This window comes from Sphingobium sp. SCG-1, assembly GCF_002953135.1.
Taxonomy (GTDB): domain Bacteria; phylum Pseudomonadota; class Alphaproteobacteria; order Sphingomonadales; family Sphingomonadaceae; genus Sphingobium.
Genome location: NZ_CP026372.1, coordinates 727,509 through 744,810, shown reverse-complemented (window position 1 = coordinate 744,810; position 17,302 = coordinate 727,509). Strand labels below are relative to the sequence as shown.

The 17,302-nt window shown below is 61.5% G+C and carries 16 protein-coding genes and 1 pseudogene; 5 read left to right on the top strand and 12 right to left on the bottom strand.

Annotation, left to right across the window (positions count from 1 at the left end; genetic code table 11):
- Positions 1 to 5 precede the first annotated feature (5 nt).
- From C1T17_RS03355 to C1T17_RS03315, 10 genes and pseudogenes are all read right to left on the bottom strand, one after another.
- On the bottom strand, positions 6 to 1,133 hold the full coding sequence (locus tag C1T17_RS03355) for a PepSY-associated TM helix domain-containing protein (RefSeq protein WP_104952211.1): 1,128 nt from the start codon (positions 1,131 to 1,133) through the stop codon (positions 6 to 8).
- 2 nt (positions 1,134 to 1,135) lie between these two features.
- Complete coding sequence (locus tag C1T17_RS03350) at positions 1,136 to 1,900, bottom strand: tetratricopeptide repeat protein (RefSeq protein ID WP_104952210.1); 765 nt, start codon at positions 1,898 to 1,900, stop codon at positions 1,136 to 1,138.
- A gap of 87 nt (positions 1,901 to 1,987) precedes the next feature.
- Positions 1,988 to 4,492: a TonB-dependent receptor gene (locus C1T17_RS03345; RefSeq protein ID WP_104952209.1), complete on the bottom strand. Its 2,505-nt coding sequence runs from the start codon at positions 4,490 to 4,492 to the stop codon at positions 1,988 to 1,990.
- 53 nt (positions 4,493 to 4,545) lie between these two features.
- The gene (locus C1T17_RS03340) at positions 4,546 to 4,809 is read right to left on the bottom strand and encodes a ribbon-helix-helix domain-containing protein (RefSeq protein WP_223262772.1); all 264 of its coding nucleotides are present in this window, start codon (positions 4,807 to 4,809) and stop codon (positions 4,546 to 4,548) included.
- 57 nt (positions 4,810 to 4,866) lie between these two features.
- Positions 4,867 to 5,588: pseudogene (gene phbB, locus C1T17_RS03335) on the bottom strand (acetoacetyl-CoA reductase).
- A gap of 18 nt (positions 5,589 to 5,606) precedes the next feature.
- On the bottom strand, positions 5,607 to 6,632 hold the full coding sequence (gene hemH, locus C1T17_RS03330; RefSeq protein ID WP_223262771.1) for a ferrochelatase: 1,026 nt from the start codon (positions 6,630 to 6,632) through the stop codon (positions 5,607 to 5,609).
- 4 nt (positions 6,633 to 6,636) lie between these two features.
- Positions 6,637 to 8,907, bottom strand: a complete 2,271-nt coding sequence (locus C1T17_RS03325) for a xanthine dehydrogenase family protein molybdopterin-binding subunit (protein WP_104952208.1) — start codon at positions 8,905 to 8,907, stop codon at positions 6,637 to 6,639.
- A 45-nt stretch (positions 8,908 to 8,952) separates the two neighbouring features.
- Complete coding sequence (locus C1T17_RS03320) at positions 8,953 to 9,390, bottom strand: CoA-binding protein (RefSeq protein ID WP_104952207.1); 438 nt, start codon at positions 9,388 to 9,390, stop codon at positions 8,953 to 8,955.
- A gap of 26 nt (positions 9,391 to 9,416) precedes the next feature.
- Positions 9,417 to 9,563, bottom strand: coding sequence for a hypothetical protein (locus tag C1T17_RS21155; RefSeq protein ID WP_189338475.1), 147 nt, complete (start codon positions 9,561 to 9,563; stop codon positions 9,417 to 9,419).
- 46 nt (positions 9,564 to 9,609) lie between these two features.
- The gene (locus tag C1T17_RS03315; protein ID WP_104952206.1) at positions 9,610 to 10,587 is read right to left on the bottom strand and encodes an Mrp/NBP35 family ATP-binding protein; all 978 of its coding nucleotides are present in this window, start codon (positions 10,585 to 10,587) and stop codon (positions 9,610 to 9,612) included.
- 72 nt (positions 10,588 to 10,659) lie between these two features.
- Here C1T17_RS03315 and hflK point away from each other — a divergent pair, with 72 nt between their 5' ends.
- From hflK to C1T17_RS03290, 5 genes are all read left to right on the top strand, one after another.
- A complete protein-coding gene (gene hflK / locus C1T17_RS03310) occupies positions 10,660 to 11,781 on the top strand; it encodes an FtsH protease activity modulator HflK (protein WP_189338474.1) in 1,122 nt (373 codons plus the stop codon).
- Positions 11,781 to 12,626: a protease modulator HflC gene (gene hflC, locus C1T17_RS03305; RefSeq protein WP_104952204.1), complete on the top strand. Its 846-nt coding sequence runs from the start codon at positions 11,781 to 11,783 to the stop codon at positions 12,624 to 12,626. The genes hflK and hflC overlap by 1 nt, the downstream gene beginning before the upstream one ends.
- Before the next feature lie 130 nt (positions 12,627 to 12,756).
- Positions 12,757 to 14,268 carry a DegQ family serine endoprotease gene (locus C1T17_RS03300; RefSeq protein ID WP_104952203.1) on the top strand — a complete coding sequence of 504 codons (1,512 nt, stop codon included), beginning with the start codon at positions 12,757 to 12,759 and terminating at the stop codon, positions 14,266 to 14,268.
- 96 nt (positions 14,269 to 14,364) lie between these two features.
- Positions 14,365 to 15,993 (top strand): helicase HerA-like domain-containing protein, encoded by a 1,629-nt coding sequence (locus C1T17_RS03295; protein WP_104952202.1) that lies wholly within the window; start codon positions 14,365 to 14,367, stop codon positions 15,991 to 15,993.
- A complete protein-coding gene (locus C1T17_RS03290) occupies positions 15,990 to 16,364 on the top strand; it encodes a hypothetical protein (protein ID WP_104952201.1) in 375 nt (124 codons plus the stop codon). The genes C1T17_RS03295 and C1T17_RS03290 overlap by 4 nt, the downstream gene beginning before the upstream one ends.
- Before the next feature lie 10 nt (positions 16,365 to 16,374).
- Here the strand turns inward: C1T17_RS03290 and C1T17_RS03285 are convergent, their stop codons facing one another.
- The gene (locus C1T17_RS03285; RefSeq protein WP_104952200.1) at positions 16,375 to 16,779 is read right to left on the bottom strand and encodes an acyl-CoA thioesterase; all 405 of its coding nucleotides are present in this window, start codon (positions 16,777 to 16,779) and stop codon (positions 16,375 to 16,377) included.
- Positions 16,780 to 16,821: 42 nt separating this feature from the next.
- Positions 16,822 to 17,268 carry a preQ(1) synthase gene (queF, locus tag C1T17_RS03280; protein ID WP_104954971.1) on the bottom strand — a complete coding sequence of 149 codons (447 nt, stop codon included), beginning with the start codon at positions 17,266 to 17,268 and terminating at the stop codon, positions 16,822 to 16,824.
- Positions 17,269 to 17,302: the final 34 nt, after the last annotated feature.

Here is a 17,302-nt window from a genome sequence, read left to right as displayed (position 1 = left end):
CGTAATCAGGCCGATGCAATCTTGCGCTTTTGACGCTTGGCGAGATCGCCGCGCCATTTACGTGCACGCCACCACATGATGATGCCGGTGATCGCAAGTATCGCCGGAATGAGGCCGCCAAGGAAGATCACGACCTGCCAGACCATGCCCATGCCGGTGCCGTCATGGATGCGCCGCATCAGGCGGGATGTGGTTTCGGTGGTCTCGCGCGGCGCGTTGAGCTTGGCAGCGCCGGTCCCGTCGTCGACGGCGACGGTTTTCCCGTTGAAGGAGACGCTCCATTCCGCCTTCAGGTCAGTGGGCCAGTTGACGGACGTGACCTGCTCCGGAGCCAGCTTCTTGCTCGCAGCGATGGCCTGATCGAGCGTAGTCTTGGGTGTCGCCAGCGGCTGCGCGCGCATCATCGCCATACGGTCAGGCTGGCCACGTCGAGGCTGCTGCCGCGCTTCGCCCGATATCTGGCCGAAGAACGCCGGAAAGCTGATCCAGGCCCCCGTCAGCGAAAGCACGAACAGCGGCAGCGCGATCCAAAAGCCCAGTTGATGATGCAGGTTCGTGTCGAAATTGCGATGGCGTTTCCAGCGCAGGCCACGCAGCCAGCTTCCGACCGTAGGCCACCATAACCAAATGCCCGAGACACTGGATATCACCATCGCGACGCCGATCCAGCCGACAATCTGCCGCCCCACGCCAGGTACCAGCAAACTGCCGTGAAGGCCATGCATAAAGCGGACGAGTCCCGCATTACCGTCCGCCTTGTCCAACACCTTTGCGGTGCCGGGGTCCATGTAGACGACTGTTCGGCCGGGACGCCCGGCAGGACGCGCGGCCGGGCTACCTTTGCGCGGCTGCGCCGCCGCAACCATCACCGGCTCGCCCTCGGCAAAGCGGAGCGACACGATCTTTTCGCCCGGAGCCAGTACCCGCTGCGCCGCGGCAGCGTACGCTGATGGCGGCAATTTCGCCTGCGCAGAAGTGAAGGCATAGCGCTGCGGATTGATCGCCTGGTCCAGCGCGTCGTGCCACACCAGTGCTGAACCGGTGATGCAGATTGGAATAATCAGGATGGCAAGGATCAGCCCGATCCATTTGTGAAACTGAAACCAGAAATTGCGTAGCGCAATCTTGCTCATCGTCATGCTCCCACTTGTCCCTGAACCAGAGCAGCCACACCGCGACCGGCAAATCCTGGAATATCGGACTTCAACAACCACGCATGAGCTTTCTCAACGAAAGCGACTGTCGCGGTCTCACGAATTTTGGCCAGCCAGAACAGCGCCTCGTCCAAGTCGCCTGCGTCGCCCAGCAGCCGGGCAAGATTGAATTGCCCCCGGAAGTCTCCTCCTTCGGCCGCTTCCAGGTAATATTGCGCAGCCTTCGCCATGTCACGCTCCACTACCCAGCCATCCTCGTAGAAGCTGCCGATGTAGTTACTCGCTTTCGCGGCTATTCCCGTATCGGCACCAGCGGCCGCACGGCGGAACCACTCCAGTGCTCCCGCCTTATCTTCGACCACGCCCTCTCCCAATGTGAGCAGCGTGGCATAATTATACATCGCATGTGGTAGACCCTCCGCTGCCGCCACCCGGTAACATTCGGCGGCACGAGCCTTGTCGATCCCAACACCCCAACCAAGATCATAGCAACGCCCGACCATGTTGAGCGCCATCATGTCATGCTGCTGCGCGGCGCGATTGAACCACGATACCGCGGCGACCGGGTCTGCCGGCAGCTCGATACCGTCGAGCAGCATCTGGCCGTAGATCAGTTGCGCCTCGGCAAGACCGCCTTCTGCCGCAATGCGGATGATCTGCAAACGCTCCTGCGGATCATGCGTCAGCCGTGCCGCAAGCTCCTGTGCGGACATTGCTTTCAGGCTGTCGAGATCAGGGGTGGCCATGGGCAGCGCAGGCCCGTTACGACGGGAACCCCGCCCTGCCGATGGCAAAGCGGGTTCCGGCATCGAAGGGAAGCATCAGCCGCGGCATCAATATTTAAAGTTGAGCGTCGCAAGAGCGGTGCGGCCGGGCGCCATCCCGGCATAATGGGACGTATAGGCTTGATTGAAATACACCTTGTTGGTCAGGTTGTTTACATTGACAGTAAGGTCCAGTTGCTCATTGATCTTATATCCAACCCGTGCGTCAAAGCGCCAGTAGCTGGGTACGGAGCGCAAAATGACAGAGGTCGCAGGCGTTACCGTCACGACCCCTGCGCTGTTCTGCGAAGCCCTGCGATTGTCAGCATAACCGCCGAACACCCGACTGGTGTAAAATGCTCCGCCGCCGAGCGAAAGACCCTTCAACACTTCATAGTTCGACCAGACGGTGAAGCTATGCTTGGCCGTTTGGGGGAACGGCCTTCCGGTGTTGAGTGAGGTGACCAGAACGGTTTGTGCCGCTTGTGCACCAACGGCCGCAGCCGTCAATGCGGTGAAGCCGCCATTGACGATCTTCGCATCCAGATAGGTGTAACCACCATTGACGGTCCAGCCCGGCAGGACAGTGCCGTTGAAGCCCAGTTCCACGCCCTTGACCCTCCGCTCGCCAACAAAAGTGACGGTGTTGGCATCACTGGTAACACGGGCGTTCTTGGTTTCCGTTTGAAACACCGCCGCCGTCAAGGACAGGCGGGCTTCGAACAGGTCCGCCTTTGCGCCCACTTCGTAGGACTTGGTGCGCTCGACTCTCAAGGCGTCCGCTGCGGCCAAGACCGCGGCGGGCGAATTGGTGGCGCTGACGGTGCCCAGTCCGTTGCTCTCCTGCCCCTCGCCAAGCAGGCTGTTGGGTGGCGTGGCCGACGTAGCATAGGATGCGTAGAGGCTGGTGTTCGGAGTAGGTTTGAAGATCAGCCCCGCTTGCCAGTTGAAGATCCCATCGTCGCGCTTAACTGCGGTGCGCGCACCGTTGAATACGGGGAGCGTGGTCTTGGATTTAAAGCTATCGTAGCGTGCGCCCAGGTTCACTACGATCTGTTCGCCTATCGATATTGAATCGAAGGCATAGATCGCCTGCGTCTTGGCGTTGTTGATCGTACGGGTCTCCGGTCCGCCGCGCGTCACTGGCGTTACGGCCGCATCCGCAGCATCCCCCGCGTAGTTCACCCATGGATCGTTTGGATTAGGGGTGAACAGGCTCGTGCAATTAAAGCGTGCGATGGCCTGCGCCGTACAGCGCGGCGTCGTGCGGGTGTCGGAAAGGATGTACGCGCCACGCTCCGCCTTCTCGAACGAAAACTCCGCGCCGATGGCGAAGCTGTGCCTGAGCGCACCGGTCTCGACCGTCCCATATAAATCGGTCTGATTGACCATACTGTCGGTGTAGCCAAAGCGGCTGTTGGAACGACGCCAAACATAACCACCTTGCGCCGCGGGATTTGTCGCTACCGCCGTGACGCTGGTGCCGATCACATTGCCTTGAGAATCGTCTGGTTGTGTGAGGATATAGGCTTGGCTGGTATGGCTGTAGCGTGAGGTGTTGCGGAACCGGATTCCATTGCCGAAATCATGATCGAACCGCACCGTCGCCTGATCGGTTTTCGAATCGCGAAAATCACGGTTTTTCAGCCCGTAGAAGTTGGCACGATCGACCTTGCCGGTCTGACCGCCAAGCGTCGTGATGGTGCCGACGGCAGGCTCTGAGTAGACGGTCCCGGCTGGCGCATTGCAAACGGTGGCAGAGCAGACATAGCGATACGCAATGCCACTGTCTGGCAATTCTTCCGTATCAAGGTGGTAATAGGATAGAGTGAGCTTCGTCGGGCCATTGATGCCGATCGACAAGGACGGTGCGATACCCCAGCGCTTCTGAAAAATCGCGTCGCGCTCCGCAACGTCCTGGTCATGCCACATGCCGTTCACGCGCAAAGCGATGTTGCTGCTGAGCAGATAATTCACGTCGCCCGTAATGCGCTTGTAGTTAGCGTTGCCGATCGTAAGGGATCCTGCCGCAAAATTCTCCGGCCGAGGGAGCTTCGAAATGATGTTAAGCGATCCGCCTGCACTACCACGTCCGCCCAGAGTGCTATCCGACCCGCGCACGATCTGAATCTGCTCGACAGCAAAGACTTCGCGGCTTTGCGCGCCGATGTCGCGCACGCCATCCAGATAGGTGCTGCCCTGACTATCAAATCCGCGGATGAACGGGCGGTCACCAATGGGGTTGCCGCCCTCTGCCGCGCCGAAAGTGATGCCCGGCACGGTCCTTAGCGCTTCGACCAGAGTAGCCGACCCGGTGTCCTTGATGACCTGCTTGTCGACGACGACAATCGAACGTGGCGTATTAATGAGCGGCGCAGTGATCTTCGGACCAGGATCAGCCTCCATCCGCTGACCATTCACGATGATGCGACCTGCCGTATCAGCAGTCGTTTCCGCGTCGGCAGTGGACGACGCTGGCTCTGCGGCCATCGCTGTGGATGAAATGATGACGCCGACGCAAGACAGCGCCAAGAAGCTTGAATGGGCGACAGCACCCTTATCGATTAAACGCATTAGTACCCCTCTTCAGAGAGGCCTGTTATTGAGAGGCATTCGCACAGTCAATGCTATTGCGAGTGATTGTCGCCTACTTTTTCACTTGATAGCCTGTCGAGCAACCATAGCCTGATTGCGCTTGCCAGATTGGGAGGATTGGGCGCAGCAATGCGTTCAACATCGATCTGCGCAATCAATGCGTTGAGTGGCAGCGCACATTCCTCCGCTACGGCACGAAGATTATCCCAGAAAAGGGGTTCCAGGCTGATGGAAGTTTGGTGACCGGCAATAGTGACGCTACGCTTCACCGGCCCCGCCATGATGTTCCGATTCATTCGCTTGCCACCTCAATTGTCATTTGATGCACAATCGAGGTGGCGGAATTGACGGCATCAATACATATGCTGCCCGCCATTCAGCGACAGAGTGGAGCCGGTTACGAACCCGGCGTCTTCGCTGCAAAGAAACGCCACGCCGCGCGCGATTTCATGGGCTTGTCCCAAACGCCCGACTGGGATTTTGGCCACGATCTTCTCCAGCACGGGCGGCGGAACGGCAGCCACCATGTCGGTGTCGATGTAACCGGGCGCGATCGCGTTCACAGTGACTCCGTATTTCGCGCCTTCCTGCGCCAGCGCCTTGGTGAAACCATGGATGCCGGACTTTGCCGCCGCATAGTTCACCTGACCATATTGCCCGGCCTGCCCATTGATCGAGCCGATATTAACAATCCGGCCCCATCCGCGCTCGCGCATCCCCCGAAGGTCGCCTTGGCCATGTTGAAGCAACCGCCCAAATTGACACGCATCACGTCGTTCCAGTCATCGAAGCTCATCCGCTGTAAAACGCCATCGCGCGTGATGCCTGCATTGTTGACGACGATGTCAACCGGGCCAAGATCGCTCGCGACCTGCTCGCAACCCGCGATGCACGCCTCATGATCGCCCACATCCCACTTGTAAGCCGCAACGCCGGTGCGGTCGGTGAAGGCTTTCGCTTTCTCTTCATTCCCGGCGTAGTTCGCAGCTACGGTGAAACCCATATCCTTCAGCGCAAGGCTGATGGCTTCGCCAATGCCGCGGGTTCCGCCCGTTACGATTGCAACTCTGCTCATCTGCCTCTCCTAACCTGCTTATGTACCGACGTTAAACCACCCTGCAAGCTCGCGGCCAAGGAGTCTAGTGTACGTAGTGATAGCTTCCGCCTCGTCGTTTAAACAAGGTAAATACGCGAATTTTTCGCCGCCAGCCGCCAAAAATGTAGCTTTCCCCTCCATTGCGATCTCCTCCAGCGTCTCCAGGCAATCGGCGGAGAAGCCGGGCGTGAGAATTGCGATGGATATCACGCCCTGACCGGGCAATTGCCGCAGCGTGGCGTCCGTCGCAGGCTCCAGCCATTTGGCCCGCCCGAACCGCGACTGAAATGTCACCGCGACTTCGCGTCCAAGCGCCTCTGAAAGCAAACGTGCCGTCTTCCTGCACTGGCAATGATAGGGGTCGCCCAGGTGCAACGTCCGCTCCGGCATACCATGGAAGCTGGCGACGAGTAGCTCCGGTGCGAAATCCAGCTTCGCAAGGTGCCGCTGCACCGATGCCCGCAGGGCATCGATATAAGCCGGATCATCATAATAGGGCGGCAAAGTGCGGATAGCCGGTTGCCAGCGCATCCTGGCCAGCGCTGCGAAGGCCGCATCATTGGCCGTCGCCGTCGTGGCGGCGCTATATTGCGGATAAAGCGGCGCCAGCAAAATGCGATCGCATCCAGCGTCTTTCATGGCCTGCAACCGGCTCGCGATGGAAGGGTTGCCGTAACGCATCGCCCAGTCGATCATCAACTCACCGCCAAGATGCGCCTGTAAGGCCTCCGTGGTCCGCCGCGTGAACACCGCCAGCGGCGATCCTTCGGGCATCCATACCTTTGCATAAGCGGCGGCGGATTTCTTCGGCCGCGTGTTCAGGATGATCCCGCGCAGGATCGGCTGCCATATCAGCGACGGGATCTCGACGACGCGCCTATCCGAGAGGAATTCGCGGAGGTAGCGCTTGACCGAAGCGGCATCGCGATCATCCGGCGTTCCGAGATTGACGATCAGCACGCCCACGCGAGGCGTCGAGATCGGCGGATGACCCGCAGGCGGCGACAGGGGAACGAAGGACATGACGTTAATCCCCGGCAAAAAGCGGAAGGCTGCGGAAGCGCTGCCCTGTTACGGTGAACAGCGCATTGGCGATAGCGGGCGCAACGGGTGGAACGGCGACTTCGCCGACACCGCCAGCGCTGGCGGTATTGCTGATAAGTTCCACCGTGATTTCACCCACATCGGCCAGCCGCGGCAGCCCCATACGGCCAAGAATCGCACGCGTCGGCAATCCGCCCGCATAGCTTCCCGCCGCGCCCATCGCGGAGGCAAGGCCGAAAATCAGCCCGCCCTCGATCTGCTGCCGGGCGATGTCCGGATTGACCTGCTCCCCGCAATCGACAGCGGCGACGATCCGGCTGACCGACAGCTTGCCGCCTGAGAGGCCCGCCTCAACCATCACGGCAGCATAGGAGCCGCTCATCGCGTGACAGGCCAGCCCCTGCCCACTGCCCTGCACGCCGCCCTGCCAGCCGCCAAGCGCCGTAACGGTGGCAAGGCAATGGGCCAGGCGCGGCTGATCGGTGAGCATCTGCATGCGGAAAGAGAGCGGCTCGATTCCCGATATCCGCGACAATTCGTCGATGAAACATTCGGTGAAGAACGCGGCATAGTGATCGGCATTGGATCGCCACCGTCCCGTCGGAAGCCCTATATCAGCCGGATAATGATCGATCGCAAAAGCGCCTATGGTGTAGGGCGGCACCATCCCCGCCACCGCGCGCCGATCTGCCCGCTTCGCCGCATCGGCTATGGCATCATGCGGCAGCGCGCCACTTGCAATCCGGTGCCACGTTTCGGTTAGAGCGGCAGGCGCGGCAACCTTCGCAAGCCATCCTTCGACCCGTCCACCACGGCCCAGTTTAGCGGCCATCCGGGCATGGGCAGGCGCGCGTGGACGATCCTGTATGATGTCTTCCAGCCGAGATCGCATCACCTGCACCGGGCGCCCGATGTCGCGCGCAATCAGCGCCGCCTGTATCCCGACATCATGCTCCATCCGGCTTCCGAACGATCCACCCGCTTGCACGGGATAGATCGTGACCGACGTGTCGGTGATGCCAAGCGCATCGGCGATGGCCGCGCGCGCCAATGTCGGCGCTTGGCTCGCCATCCAGACCTCTGCACGGCCGTCGCCAACACGCGCCGTCGCAGCCGGCGTTTCCGCAGTCAGGTGCAGACCCGGCGCGACCTGATATTCGCTAGCGACGATAGTTGCGCCTTCGAACACCGGCAGAAGCTCTCCGACTTCATACAGCCGCCGTCCCGCGTTGCTGGAAAACGCCGCTTCGAGCGTGCTATTAATGTGTTCACTAGAAAGCAGCGGGCCTGAGACCGTAAACACCGGATCGGCCGCATCCAGCGCCTTGTTCGCCGCCCACCAGTTTGTGCCGACAGCGGCCACCCAGCGGTCGTTTCGAACGATCTTGAGAAACCCCGTGACCTTCGCAGCCGCTGCTTCATTCAGGCTCTTCAGCGTGGCATCGCCGATCGGACCCTGGCGGACAGAGGCGAACACCATGTCGGGCAGGCGTATGTCGGCAGCGAAGTTGGTCGACCCGTCGACCTTTGAGGGCAGGTCGAGGCGCGGCAGATCCTGTCCCGCCAGCCGCCCATCCGTTCCCTGCCGCATCGGCAATATATCGGGCAGCGAGAGATCCGCAGCTTCGTTTGCCAGCTCGCCGATCTTCAGCGTTCGCTGTCCGTCCGTGACCACCCCGTTCTGAACATCGCAGCTTTCCCACGCGATGTCCCAGCGTGCCGCCGCCGCTTTGCACAACAGCACCCGCGCCGCCGCGCCAGCTTGCCTGTACGCGGGTTCAAACATCCGCACCGAAGTGGAGCCACCCGTCAGCATCAACGCGGAGCGCACCGCATATTGTTGCTGTGCCCAGCGCCCTGCCGATCCCAGCAACCTCAGCCAATCGCTGTCCAGTTCCTCACTAGCCAGCAGCGTATTTGCATAAAACGGGCTGATCGGTGCCGGTTGAACCGCCACCGTGCGCCAATCCGCTCCGAGTTCATCCGCCAGTATCTGCGGCAACAAGGTCGTCACGCCCTGCCCCATCTCCAGTTGCGGGACGGTAACGACGATCTGCCCGGACCGATCGATTTTTAGGAAAGCGTTGAAGAGCGTCTCGCTTGGCGCAACGTTGATATTCGGCGTGTACGCACGAGGCCACACGGCCCATGCAATGAGCAGCCCCGCCGCAGCCCCGCCCCCGACAAGCAAGGTGCGGCGATCTATCGAAGCACTTCGTGCTTTGCCTGCCGTACCAAAGGTTCTGCGCGTCATGCCGCCTGATAGAAGGCGAAGTTGCTTGTGGGAAGGCGTATCAGCCTATTGTTCGGCGGAGATTGGCGCGAGACCAAGCCTGCGGATTTCGATGGCGGGACAATGATCCATCACGACCTTCAATCCGGCGGCTTCGGCGCGTGCTGCTGCATCCTCATTGACGACACCTAGCTGCATCCACACGGACTTGGCGCCAGCCGATATGGCGTCATCCACGGCTTGCCCGGCAGCAGCGCTGTTGCGGAATATGTCCACCATGTCGATCGGCACACCGATGTCGGCAAGGCCGTTCCATACGAATTCGCCGTGGATGTGCTCGCCTGCGAGTTGCGGATTGACCGGCAAGACGCGATAGCCATGCGCCTGCAAGGTTGCCATAACGCCATAGCTTGCCCGGTCAGGCCGGTCCGACGCGCCGACCAATGCAATTGTACGCGTTTCGTTGAGGAGCGTGGCTATGTCGTTATCAGTGCTGAGCGGCATGAATATTCCGTCCTATGGTTGCAAGTTTATCCCCCACCGATGCCTTCGGTCAGCTTGCCCGATCCGTCACAGCGCGGGCACGTCACGCCATCCACCATACCTGTGCCACGGCACTTCGGGCAAATGCCGTCCTCGTCGCCGCGCGGCTCGTCGTCTTTAGGTTCTTCGTCCATCGTCGCCTCCGCACAAAGAACGAGCGCGACTGCCTTCCGTTCCGCGTCAGCGCGCTGCGTTCAGCCACTCCTCCAGCTTGCGGGCGATGGCCAGAAACGGCGCCGCCTCATTCTCGTCGCCACCCGCAGGCGGAAGCCCCGCATCTGAAGCGGTGCGGATGCCGATCGTCAGCGGGATTCGGCCAAGGAACGGCATGCCCATATGCGCCGCCGCCGCCTCCGCGCCTCCTTGCCCGAACGGATCTGAAGCCTCGCCGCAATGCGGACAGACATAGCCCGCCATATTCTCGACAAGGCCGATCAGGGGCACCTCCACCTGCTCGAACAGGCTGACAGCGCGAGTCGCATCCATCAGCGCCAGATCCTGCGGTGTCGACACGATGATAGCGCCCGCGGGCTTGTGCTTGGACATCATCGACAACTGCACGTCGCCTGTGCCCGGAGGCAGATCGACGATGAGCGTATCGACATCCTCCCATTTGGCGTCGAGCAACTGACCCAAGGCATTGCCTGCCATCGGCCCACGCCACGCGATCGCCTGCCCCGGATCGACCAGATGCCCCATGGAGAGCATCGGCACGCCTGAGCGGCTGACGATGGGAATCATCTGCTTCTCTTCCGCCGTCGGCTTTTCACCCTCGCTCCCCATCAGGCGCGGCTGCGACGGACCATAGATATCGGCATCGACCAGGCCCACCCGGTGCCCCAACCGATGCAGCGCGACGGCGAGATTGGCGGACAATGTGGACTTGCCGACGCCGCCCTTGCCCGATCCCACCGCGATGATCCGCAGTGTCTTTTTCTCCGCCGTCATCGCGATCCGCACTTGCGTGATCTCCGGAATGTGGCGCAACTCGGCGCGGACAGCGGCTTCCATTACCGCCCGCTGATCGGCGGATAGGCCACTCACATCCAGCACGAGCGTCAGGACGCCCTCTTTCAGCCGCGGTGCGCTCGCGCGTCCCCTGGTGAGGGTGGCGAGGCGTTCGGCAATCGACTTCAGGTCGGGCGTGGGATCGGTCATGGGCCGGGCGCATAATGGAATATCGTCGGAAAGGCACTGTTTTTCCCGGTCCCGCCTTCCTATACAGGGTGGATGAAGAGAATATTCGGGTGGATGCCGCGATCGATCGCCGCGATGAGCCAGGGACCATGGGGCAACAAGGACGGCGGCAGCGGTGGTGGCGAGGGCGGCAATGATGGCCCACGCAATCCATGGACACAGCCCGGCAGCGGCAATCGCCCTCAACCCGGTCGCGGTCCCTCCGCTATCGAGGAACTGCTGCGCCGCGGGCGTGAAAGTTTCGGCGGCCGAGGCGGCGGCGGTGGCTTCGGCGGTATACCGCAGCGTCCCGACGGCAAGCCGCTATGGCCCATTGCGCTTGGCCTGATCGTCCTGGTCTGGCTCGCACTAACCTGCATCCACCGCGTTGGGCCGCAGGAGCGCGGTGTCGCGATGATGCTTGGCAAATACAGCCGCACGCTCACGCCCGGCATCAGCATCACGCTGCCCGCTCCGCTGGAGACAGTGCAGACCGTGGACGTCGAGGAAATCCGTACGATCGATATCGGGTCGACGAGCGCGGATCAGGAAAACCTGATGCTGACGGGCGATCAGAACATCATCGACCTCGCTTATTCGGTGCGCTGGAACATCCGCGACCCCGGCCTCTACATGTTCCAATTGTCTGATCCCGACAGCGCCATCCGCGAAGTTGCGGAAAGCGCGATGCGTTCGGTCGTCGCGAGCGTCAGCCTTGACGAAGCGTTGGGCGCAGGCCGCACCGGCATTGAGCAGCAGGTCGAACAGCGCATGCAGGAAATTCTCGACGCCTATCGTTCCGGCGTTCGCGTACAGGGTGTCGCCATCAAGCAGGCCGACCCGCCCGCCGCCGTGAACGACGCCTTTAAGGGCGTATCCGCCGCGCAACAGGCCGCACAGACCGACCTCAATCAGGCCCGTGCCTATGCGCAGCAGCAGACCGCCCGCGCGCAGGGTGAAGCCGCGCAGTTCGACAAGACCTACGAGCAGTATAAACTGTCGCCGGAAGTCACGCGCCGCCGCATGTATTATGAAACCATGGAACAAGTGCTGGGTAATATGGACAAGACGATCGTCGAAACCGGCAATGTCACGCCTTACCTGCCGCTTCCCGAACTCAAGCGCCGTGCGGCACAGCCTGCCGAGCCCCCCGTTGCCACGACGGGAGCCCGATAATGCCGACGCTGTTTCGTAATCCCATCGCATTTGCGTTGGTCGCAATCGCTGTCCTGCTCTTGCTCGGCAGCACGATTTCGATCGTGCCCGAGACGCGCCAGGCTGTGATCGTGCGCTTTGGCGAACCTGTGCGAATCGTCAATCGCTATCAACCTGACGAGCAATTCGGTTCGACCGGCGCCGGCATCATCGCTCGGCTTCCCTTTGCCGAGCAGATCGTCTGGATCGACAAGCGCGTGCTGTCTGTCGAGATGGAGCGCCAGCAGGTGCTCTCGACCGACCAGCTCCGCTTGCAGGTCGATGCTTTCGCCCGTTACCGCATCGTCGATCCGCTGCGCATGTATATCTCCGCCGGCAGTGAAGACCGCGTGTCCGAAGCGCTACGCCCGATCCTCGGTTCGGCATTGCGCAACGAATTGGGCAAGCGGCCGTTCGCCGCATTGCTTAGCCCCGAGCGGGGTCAGGTGATGCAGAATATCGAGGCGGGCCTCAATCGCGTCGCCCGTCAATATGGTGCGGAAATCGTCGACGTGCGGATCAAGCGCGCGGATCTTCCCGATGGCGCGCCGCTCGAAAGCGCATTTCAGCGCATGCGCACCGCGCGTGAGCAGGAAGCGCTGACGATCCGCGCACAAGGCGCAAAGCAGGCGCAGATCATTCGCGCCGAAGCCGACGCCAGCGCCGCGCGCGTCTATGCTGAAAGCTTCGGCAAGGATCCCTCGTTTTACGATTTCTATCGCGCCATGCAGAGCTATCGTTACACGTTCGATCCGGGTCGCAGCGGCCAGACATCAGTCATCCTGTCGCCCAACAACGATTTCCTTCGGGAATTCCAAGGCAAATAAGCTTTCCGGGCGTTCCGGGCGCCGGCGCCCGGAACGCAGATCATTCAATGTGGGTTAAGGGAAGACGAGGCATCGCAGGAATACCTTCGGTCCCGACCTTTTCCTTAGAGTCATGAGAGGACAATCATTCGTGCGCTACGCTTATGCCATTACCGGAGCCTTGCTGCTCGGCGGCACCGCCATTGCCGTTACCTCCAGCCAACCCCTTGGCGCGCAGACTGCCCAGAATGAAGGCATGCAGGCCGCCGCGCCTCGCGGTGCGCCCGTCAGCTTCGCCGACATGGTAGAAAAGTTGCAACCCGCCGTCGTCAACATTTCCACGCGCCAGCGCGTCAAGGTGCCCAACAACCCCTTCGCTGGAACGCCCTTTGGCGACCTGTTCGGTTCACAAGGTGGCGGCACACCGCAGACGCGGCAGGCGCAGTCGCTGGGGTCAGGTTTCATCATCTCGGCGGATGGCTATGTCGTCACCAACAACCATGTCGTTGCCCCCGGTGCGGAAGGCGCGACGATCGACAGCATCACCGTCACGCTGACTGACCGCGAGGAATACACGGCCAAGCTGGTAGGCCGCGACGCCGCGAGCGACCTTGCCGTGCTGAAGATCGAACCAAAGAAGGCATTGCCGTTCGTCAAGTTCGGCGACAGCACGAAGGCGCGGGTAGGTGACTGGGTGATCGCCATCGGCAATCCCTTTGGCCTTGGCGGCACAGTGACCGCAGGCATCATCTCGGCCGTGCATCGCAACACCGGCGGCGGTAGCGACCGCTTCCTGCAGACCGACGCGTCGATCAATCAGGGCAACTCCGGCGGCCCGATGTTCGACATGAACGGCAATGTCATCGGCATCAACAGCCAGATACTGTCTCCCTCGGGCGGCAACGTCGGCATCGGCTTCGCCATTCCTTCTGAACAAGCAGTACCGGTGATCGACACACTGCGTAAGGGCCAGAGCGTGCGTCGCGGCTATCTTGGCGTGCAGATCACCCCGCTTTCGGACGATATCGCTGAATCGCTCGGCCTCGCTAAAAATCGCGGCGAGTTTATTCAGGGTGTTGAACCCGGCCAAGGCGCCGACAAGGCCGGCATCAAAGCTGGCGACGTGATCGTCAAGGTCAATGGCCGCGAGGTAACGCCGGACGAGACGCTCTCGTTCATCGTTGCGAATCTGCCAATCGGATCCAGTGTGCCGATCGAACTGATCCGCAACGGCAAGCGCATGACCGTTAACGCCGTCGTTGCCCAACGGCCGCCGGAAGACCAGCTCAGCAGCTTCGCGAACCCGGATGGCGACGATTTCTCCGATCCGCAACAGCAGCCCGATACCGGTGCCGCTGCGCAGCAGAGCCTTGGTCTTGCCGTGACGCCGTTGACTGCAGGCATATCGCGTCAGCTGGGCGTGCCTGCGGATACGCGCGGCGTAGTGGTGACCTCGGTCGATCCATCGACCGACGCAGGCAGCAAGGGTCTTCGTCGCGGCGATATCATCCTGTCAGCGAACAATCGCCCGACCCTCAGCGAGGCGGACTTGAAGGCAGCGGTGGCACAGGTCACTGCGGCAGGGCGCAATGCGATCCTGTTGCAGGTTCTGCGTCGTGGCCAGCCTGCAACCTTCGTGGGCATCCGCCTGCGCGACAAGTGATCGCCCGACACTAAACCCTCCGGCTCCCCGTCCGGCCTTTCCATGACTGCCGCTTGAGGCTAGTCTTCGGAAAAGGCGGACGGGGAGTTTTCTTATATGAGCGACGGCATTTTTCTCGGGCTGGCCTCCAATGACGCGGGCGGCCTGCCGCAGTCGCTCAACCTCAAGCGCGCCAACCGCCACGGCCTGATCGCGGGCGCGACCGGCACCGGCAAGACCGTGACGCTACAGGGTATCGCCGAAAGCTTTTCCGCCGCGGGCGTTCCGGTCTTCGTCGCCGACGTGAAGGGTGATTTATCCGGCATATCCATGGCCGGATCGCCGACGTTCAAAAATGCCGACAAGCTGGTCTCTCGCGCCAAGGAAGTGGGCCTCGGAAATTACGCCTATTCGGACAATCCGGCGATCTTCTGGGATCTGTACGGCGAGCAGGGGCATCCCATCCGCACCACCGTCAGCGAGATGGGACCATTGCTGCTCTCGCGCCTGATGAACCTCAATGAGACGCAGGAAGGCGTGCTGTCCATCGCGTTCCGCTATGCCGATGAGGAAGGGCTTCTGCTTCTCGACCTCGGCGACTTGCAGGCGATGCTCGCCTATTGCGCGGAAAATGCCGAAATGCTGTCCGCCAAATATGGCAACGTCACCAAGGCTAGCGTCGGCACGATCCAGCGGCAATTGCTGCAACTCGACAGTCAGGGCGGCGGACATTTCTTCGGCGAACCCGCGCTCGACATTCACGACTTCATCAAGACCGACGATCAGGGTCGCGGCTACATCAACGTGCTCGCAGCCGACAAGCTGATGCAGAGCCCGAAGCTATATTCGACCTTCCTGCTATGGCTGTTGTCCGAACTGTTCGAGACGCTGCCCGAAGTCGGCGACCCTGAAAAGCCGGTCCTCGTCTTCTTCTTCGACGAAGCTCACTTGCTGTTCGACGAAGCGCCCAAGGCGCTGACCGACAAGATCGAGCAGGTGGTCCGCCTGATCCGCTCGAAGGGCGTCGGCATCTACTTCATCACGCAGAACCCCATCGACATTCCCGAGGACGTTGCCGGGCAGTTGGGCAATCGCGTCCAGCACGCCCTGCGCGCGTTCACGCCGCGCGACCAGAAGGCGATCAAGGCCGCCGCCGAGACGTTCCGCATCAATCCCGATCTCGACGTCGCGACCGCGATCACCGAACTCAAGACCGGCGAGGCGCTGGTGTCGTTGCTTCAGGAGGATGGGTCGCCCTCCATCGTCCAGCGCACGCTGATCGCTCCACCGCGTTCGCGCCTTGGCCCAGTGGATGCCAAGGAACGCGCCATCATCCAGTCGATCTCACCCGTCGCGGGCAAATATGACGATGCCGTGGACCGCGAGTCCGCCGAGGAAATCTTGGCCGCGCGGGGCAATGCCGCCGCCGCTGCCGCGACCGCAGCCAAGGCGCAGGCGGAAGCCGACAAGGCCGCAGCGGCGCAGGCGAAGGTGGAGGCCAAGCAGCAGGAAGCCGCATTGAAGGAACAGGCCCGCGCCGAAGCGGCCGCTGCGCGCGAGGCCGCCAAGCCCTCCGCACTGGGCCGTGCCGTTCAGTCCGCCACCCGCTCCGCCGCTTCCACGGTAGGACGGCAAGTCGCGAATGAACTCACCAAGGCAGTGTTCGGCGGATCGAGCCGCAAATCCACATCCGGCGGCATTGCGGGCAGTCTGGTGCGCGGCATATTGGGCAGCCTGTTCAAATGATCCGCCGGATCGGCCTGGCATTAGGCGCGCTGATGCTGATCGCCGCCGACGCGCCTGTTGCTCCGCCCTTATCTGCTGCGGCGAGCAAATGGGTTGGCGTATACGACGGCGGGCAGATGGAATTGGCCGCAGCACTGGAACTTCGCGCCGATGGCCGCTTCGGCTTCGAGTTGAGCTACGGCGCACTCGATGAAGCGGCGGAAGGAACGTGGACATTAAAAGGCGAAAACATCGAACTTGCGCCCGAACGCTACATGACCAACGATCCCGGCAACGCGGCGAAGAAGTTCGGCAATGGGCGGCTAACGATCTCCGGCGAGAACCTCACGCTGCCGCGCTACGATCGACTACTGACCTTCTCGCGCCGATAACGGCGGAAGGTCAGCCCTGCGATTTTGGAAGGAATCGCTCGGCGATTTCCTGTGCGATGCGTGCGGGACGCAACGTAGCCGAATCGAGGCAGCACCAGCTCGACTTCACTTCCGCCAGCACATCTTCGCCGCGCTTTATCAGCGTTTCATAGAAGGCCCGCGCGCCCTGTATCTTCTCCACAATAACTGTCGCGATAATGGGATCATCAAGGAACGCCGGTTTGCGGTAGGTGATCTCATGCTTCAGCGCGACCCATAGGTGCTCGGCCACGGCGGCGGGCGGCGCGATCTTTTCCCAATGGGCAACCACCGCTTCCTGCACCCATTTAAGATAGTTGGCATTATTCACGTGACCCATGAAGTCGATGTCTTCGGGTAGCACGGCGATGGAATGATGGTGGACGGCAGCGGTCATAGGCTTACATTAATGTAAGTTGCGCCCAATTTCCAGCGCTGTTTAGCCGCGTCCGCGATAACCCGGCACGTCTTGAGTGGGCAACCACAGCCCCTTGGGCGGCTCGCCCGATTGCCAGAATACGTCGATCGGTATGCCGCCGCGCGGGTACCAATAGCCGCCGATTCGCAGCCACAAAGGCGCCATTTCGTCGAACAGGCGCTGTCCGATGCCGACTGTGCAATCCTCATGGAATGCCGCGTGATTGCGGAAGCTGCCGAGGAACAGTTTCAGAGACTTCGACTCGACGATCGTCTCGCCCGGCGCATAGTCGATCACGAGATGCGCAAAGTCGGGCTGGCCGGTGACGGGGCACAGCGACGTGAACTCCGGCACGGCGAAGCGCACGAGATAAGGGGAGCCGGGACGGGGGTTCGGCACGTAATCCAGCACCGCCTCTTGCGGCGTCGTCGGCAAGGCGCTGGTCTGGCCCAGATGAATCGGTTGCATGAAAGCCATCTACGCGATCACACAACTGATGTCA

What these genes read in the sequence shown, in the direction of transcription:
- C1T17_RS03320 (WP_104952207.1), bottom strand. Translation starts at nt 9,390, where the DNA reads ATGCCGCTCAGCACTGATAACGACATAGCCACGCTCCTCAACGAAACG.
- hflK (WP_189338474.1), top strand. Translation starts at nt 10,660, where the DNA reads ATGAAGAGAATATTCGGGTGGATGCCGCGATCGATCGCCGCGATGAGC.
- queF (WP_104954971.1), bottom strand. Translation starts at nt 17,268, where the DNA reads ATGCAACCGATTCATCTGGGCCAGACCAGCGCCTTGCCGACGACGCCG.
- C1T17_RS21155 (WP_189338475.1), bottom strand. Translation starts at nt 9,563, where the DNA reads ATGGACGAAGAACCTAAAGACGACGAGCCGCGCGGCGACGAGGACGGC.
- C1T17_RS03290 (WP_104952201.1), top strand. Translation starts at nt 15,990, where the DNA reads ATGATCCGCCGGATCGGCCTGGCATTAGGCGCGCTGATGCTGATCGCC.
- C1T17_RS03315 (WP_104952206.1), bottom strand. Translation starts at nt 10,587, where the DNA reads ATGACCGATCCCACGCCCGACCTGAAGTCGATTGCCGAACGCCTCGCC.
- C1T17_RS03325 (WP_104952208.1), bottom strand. Translation starts at nt 8,907, where the DNA reads ATGACGCGCAGAACCTTTGGTACGGCAGGCAAAGCACGAAGTGCTTCG.
- C1T17_RS03345 (WP_104952209.1), bottom strand. Translation starts at nt 4,492, where the DNA reads ATGCGTTTAATCGATAAGGGTGCTGTCGCCCATTCAAGCTTCTTGGCG.
- C1T17_RS03285 (WP_104952200.1), bottom strand. Translation starts at nt 16,779, where the DNA reads ATGACCGCTGCCGTCCACCATCATTCCATCGCCGTGCTACCCGAAGAC.
- C1T17_RS03350 (WP_104952210.1), bottom strand. Translation starts at nt 1,900, where the DNA reads ATGGCCACCCCTGATCTCGACAGCCTGAAAGCAATGTCCGCACAGGAG.
- C1T17_RS03355 (WP_104952211.1), bottom strand. Translation starts at nt 1,133, where the DNA reads ATGAGCAAGATTGCGCTACGCAATTTCTGGTTTCAGTTTCACAAATGG.
- hflC (WP_104952204.1), top strand. Translation starts at nt 11,781, where the DNA reads ATGCCGACGCTGTTTCGTAATCCCATCGCATTTGCGTTGGTCGCAATC.
- C1T17_RS03295 (WP_104952202.1), top strand. Translation starts at nt 14,365, where the DNA reads ATGAGCGACGGCATTTTTCTCGGGCTGGCCTCCAATGACGCGGGCGGC.
- C1T17_RS03340 (WP_223262772.1), bottom strand. Translation starts at nt 4,809, where the DNA reads ATGAATCGGAACATCATGGCGGGGCCGGTGAAGCGTAGCGTCACTATT.
- hemH (WP_223262771.1), bottom strand. Translation starts at nt 6,632, where the DNA reads ATGTCCTTCGTTCCCCTGTCGCCGCCTGCGGGTCATCCGCCGATCTCG.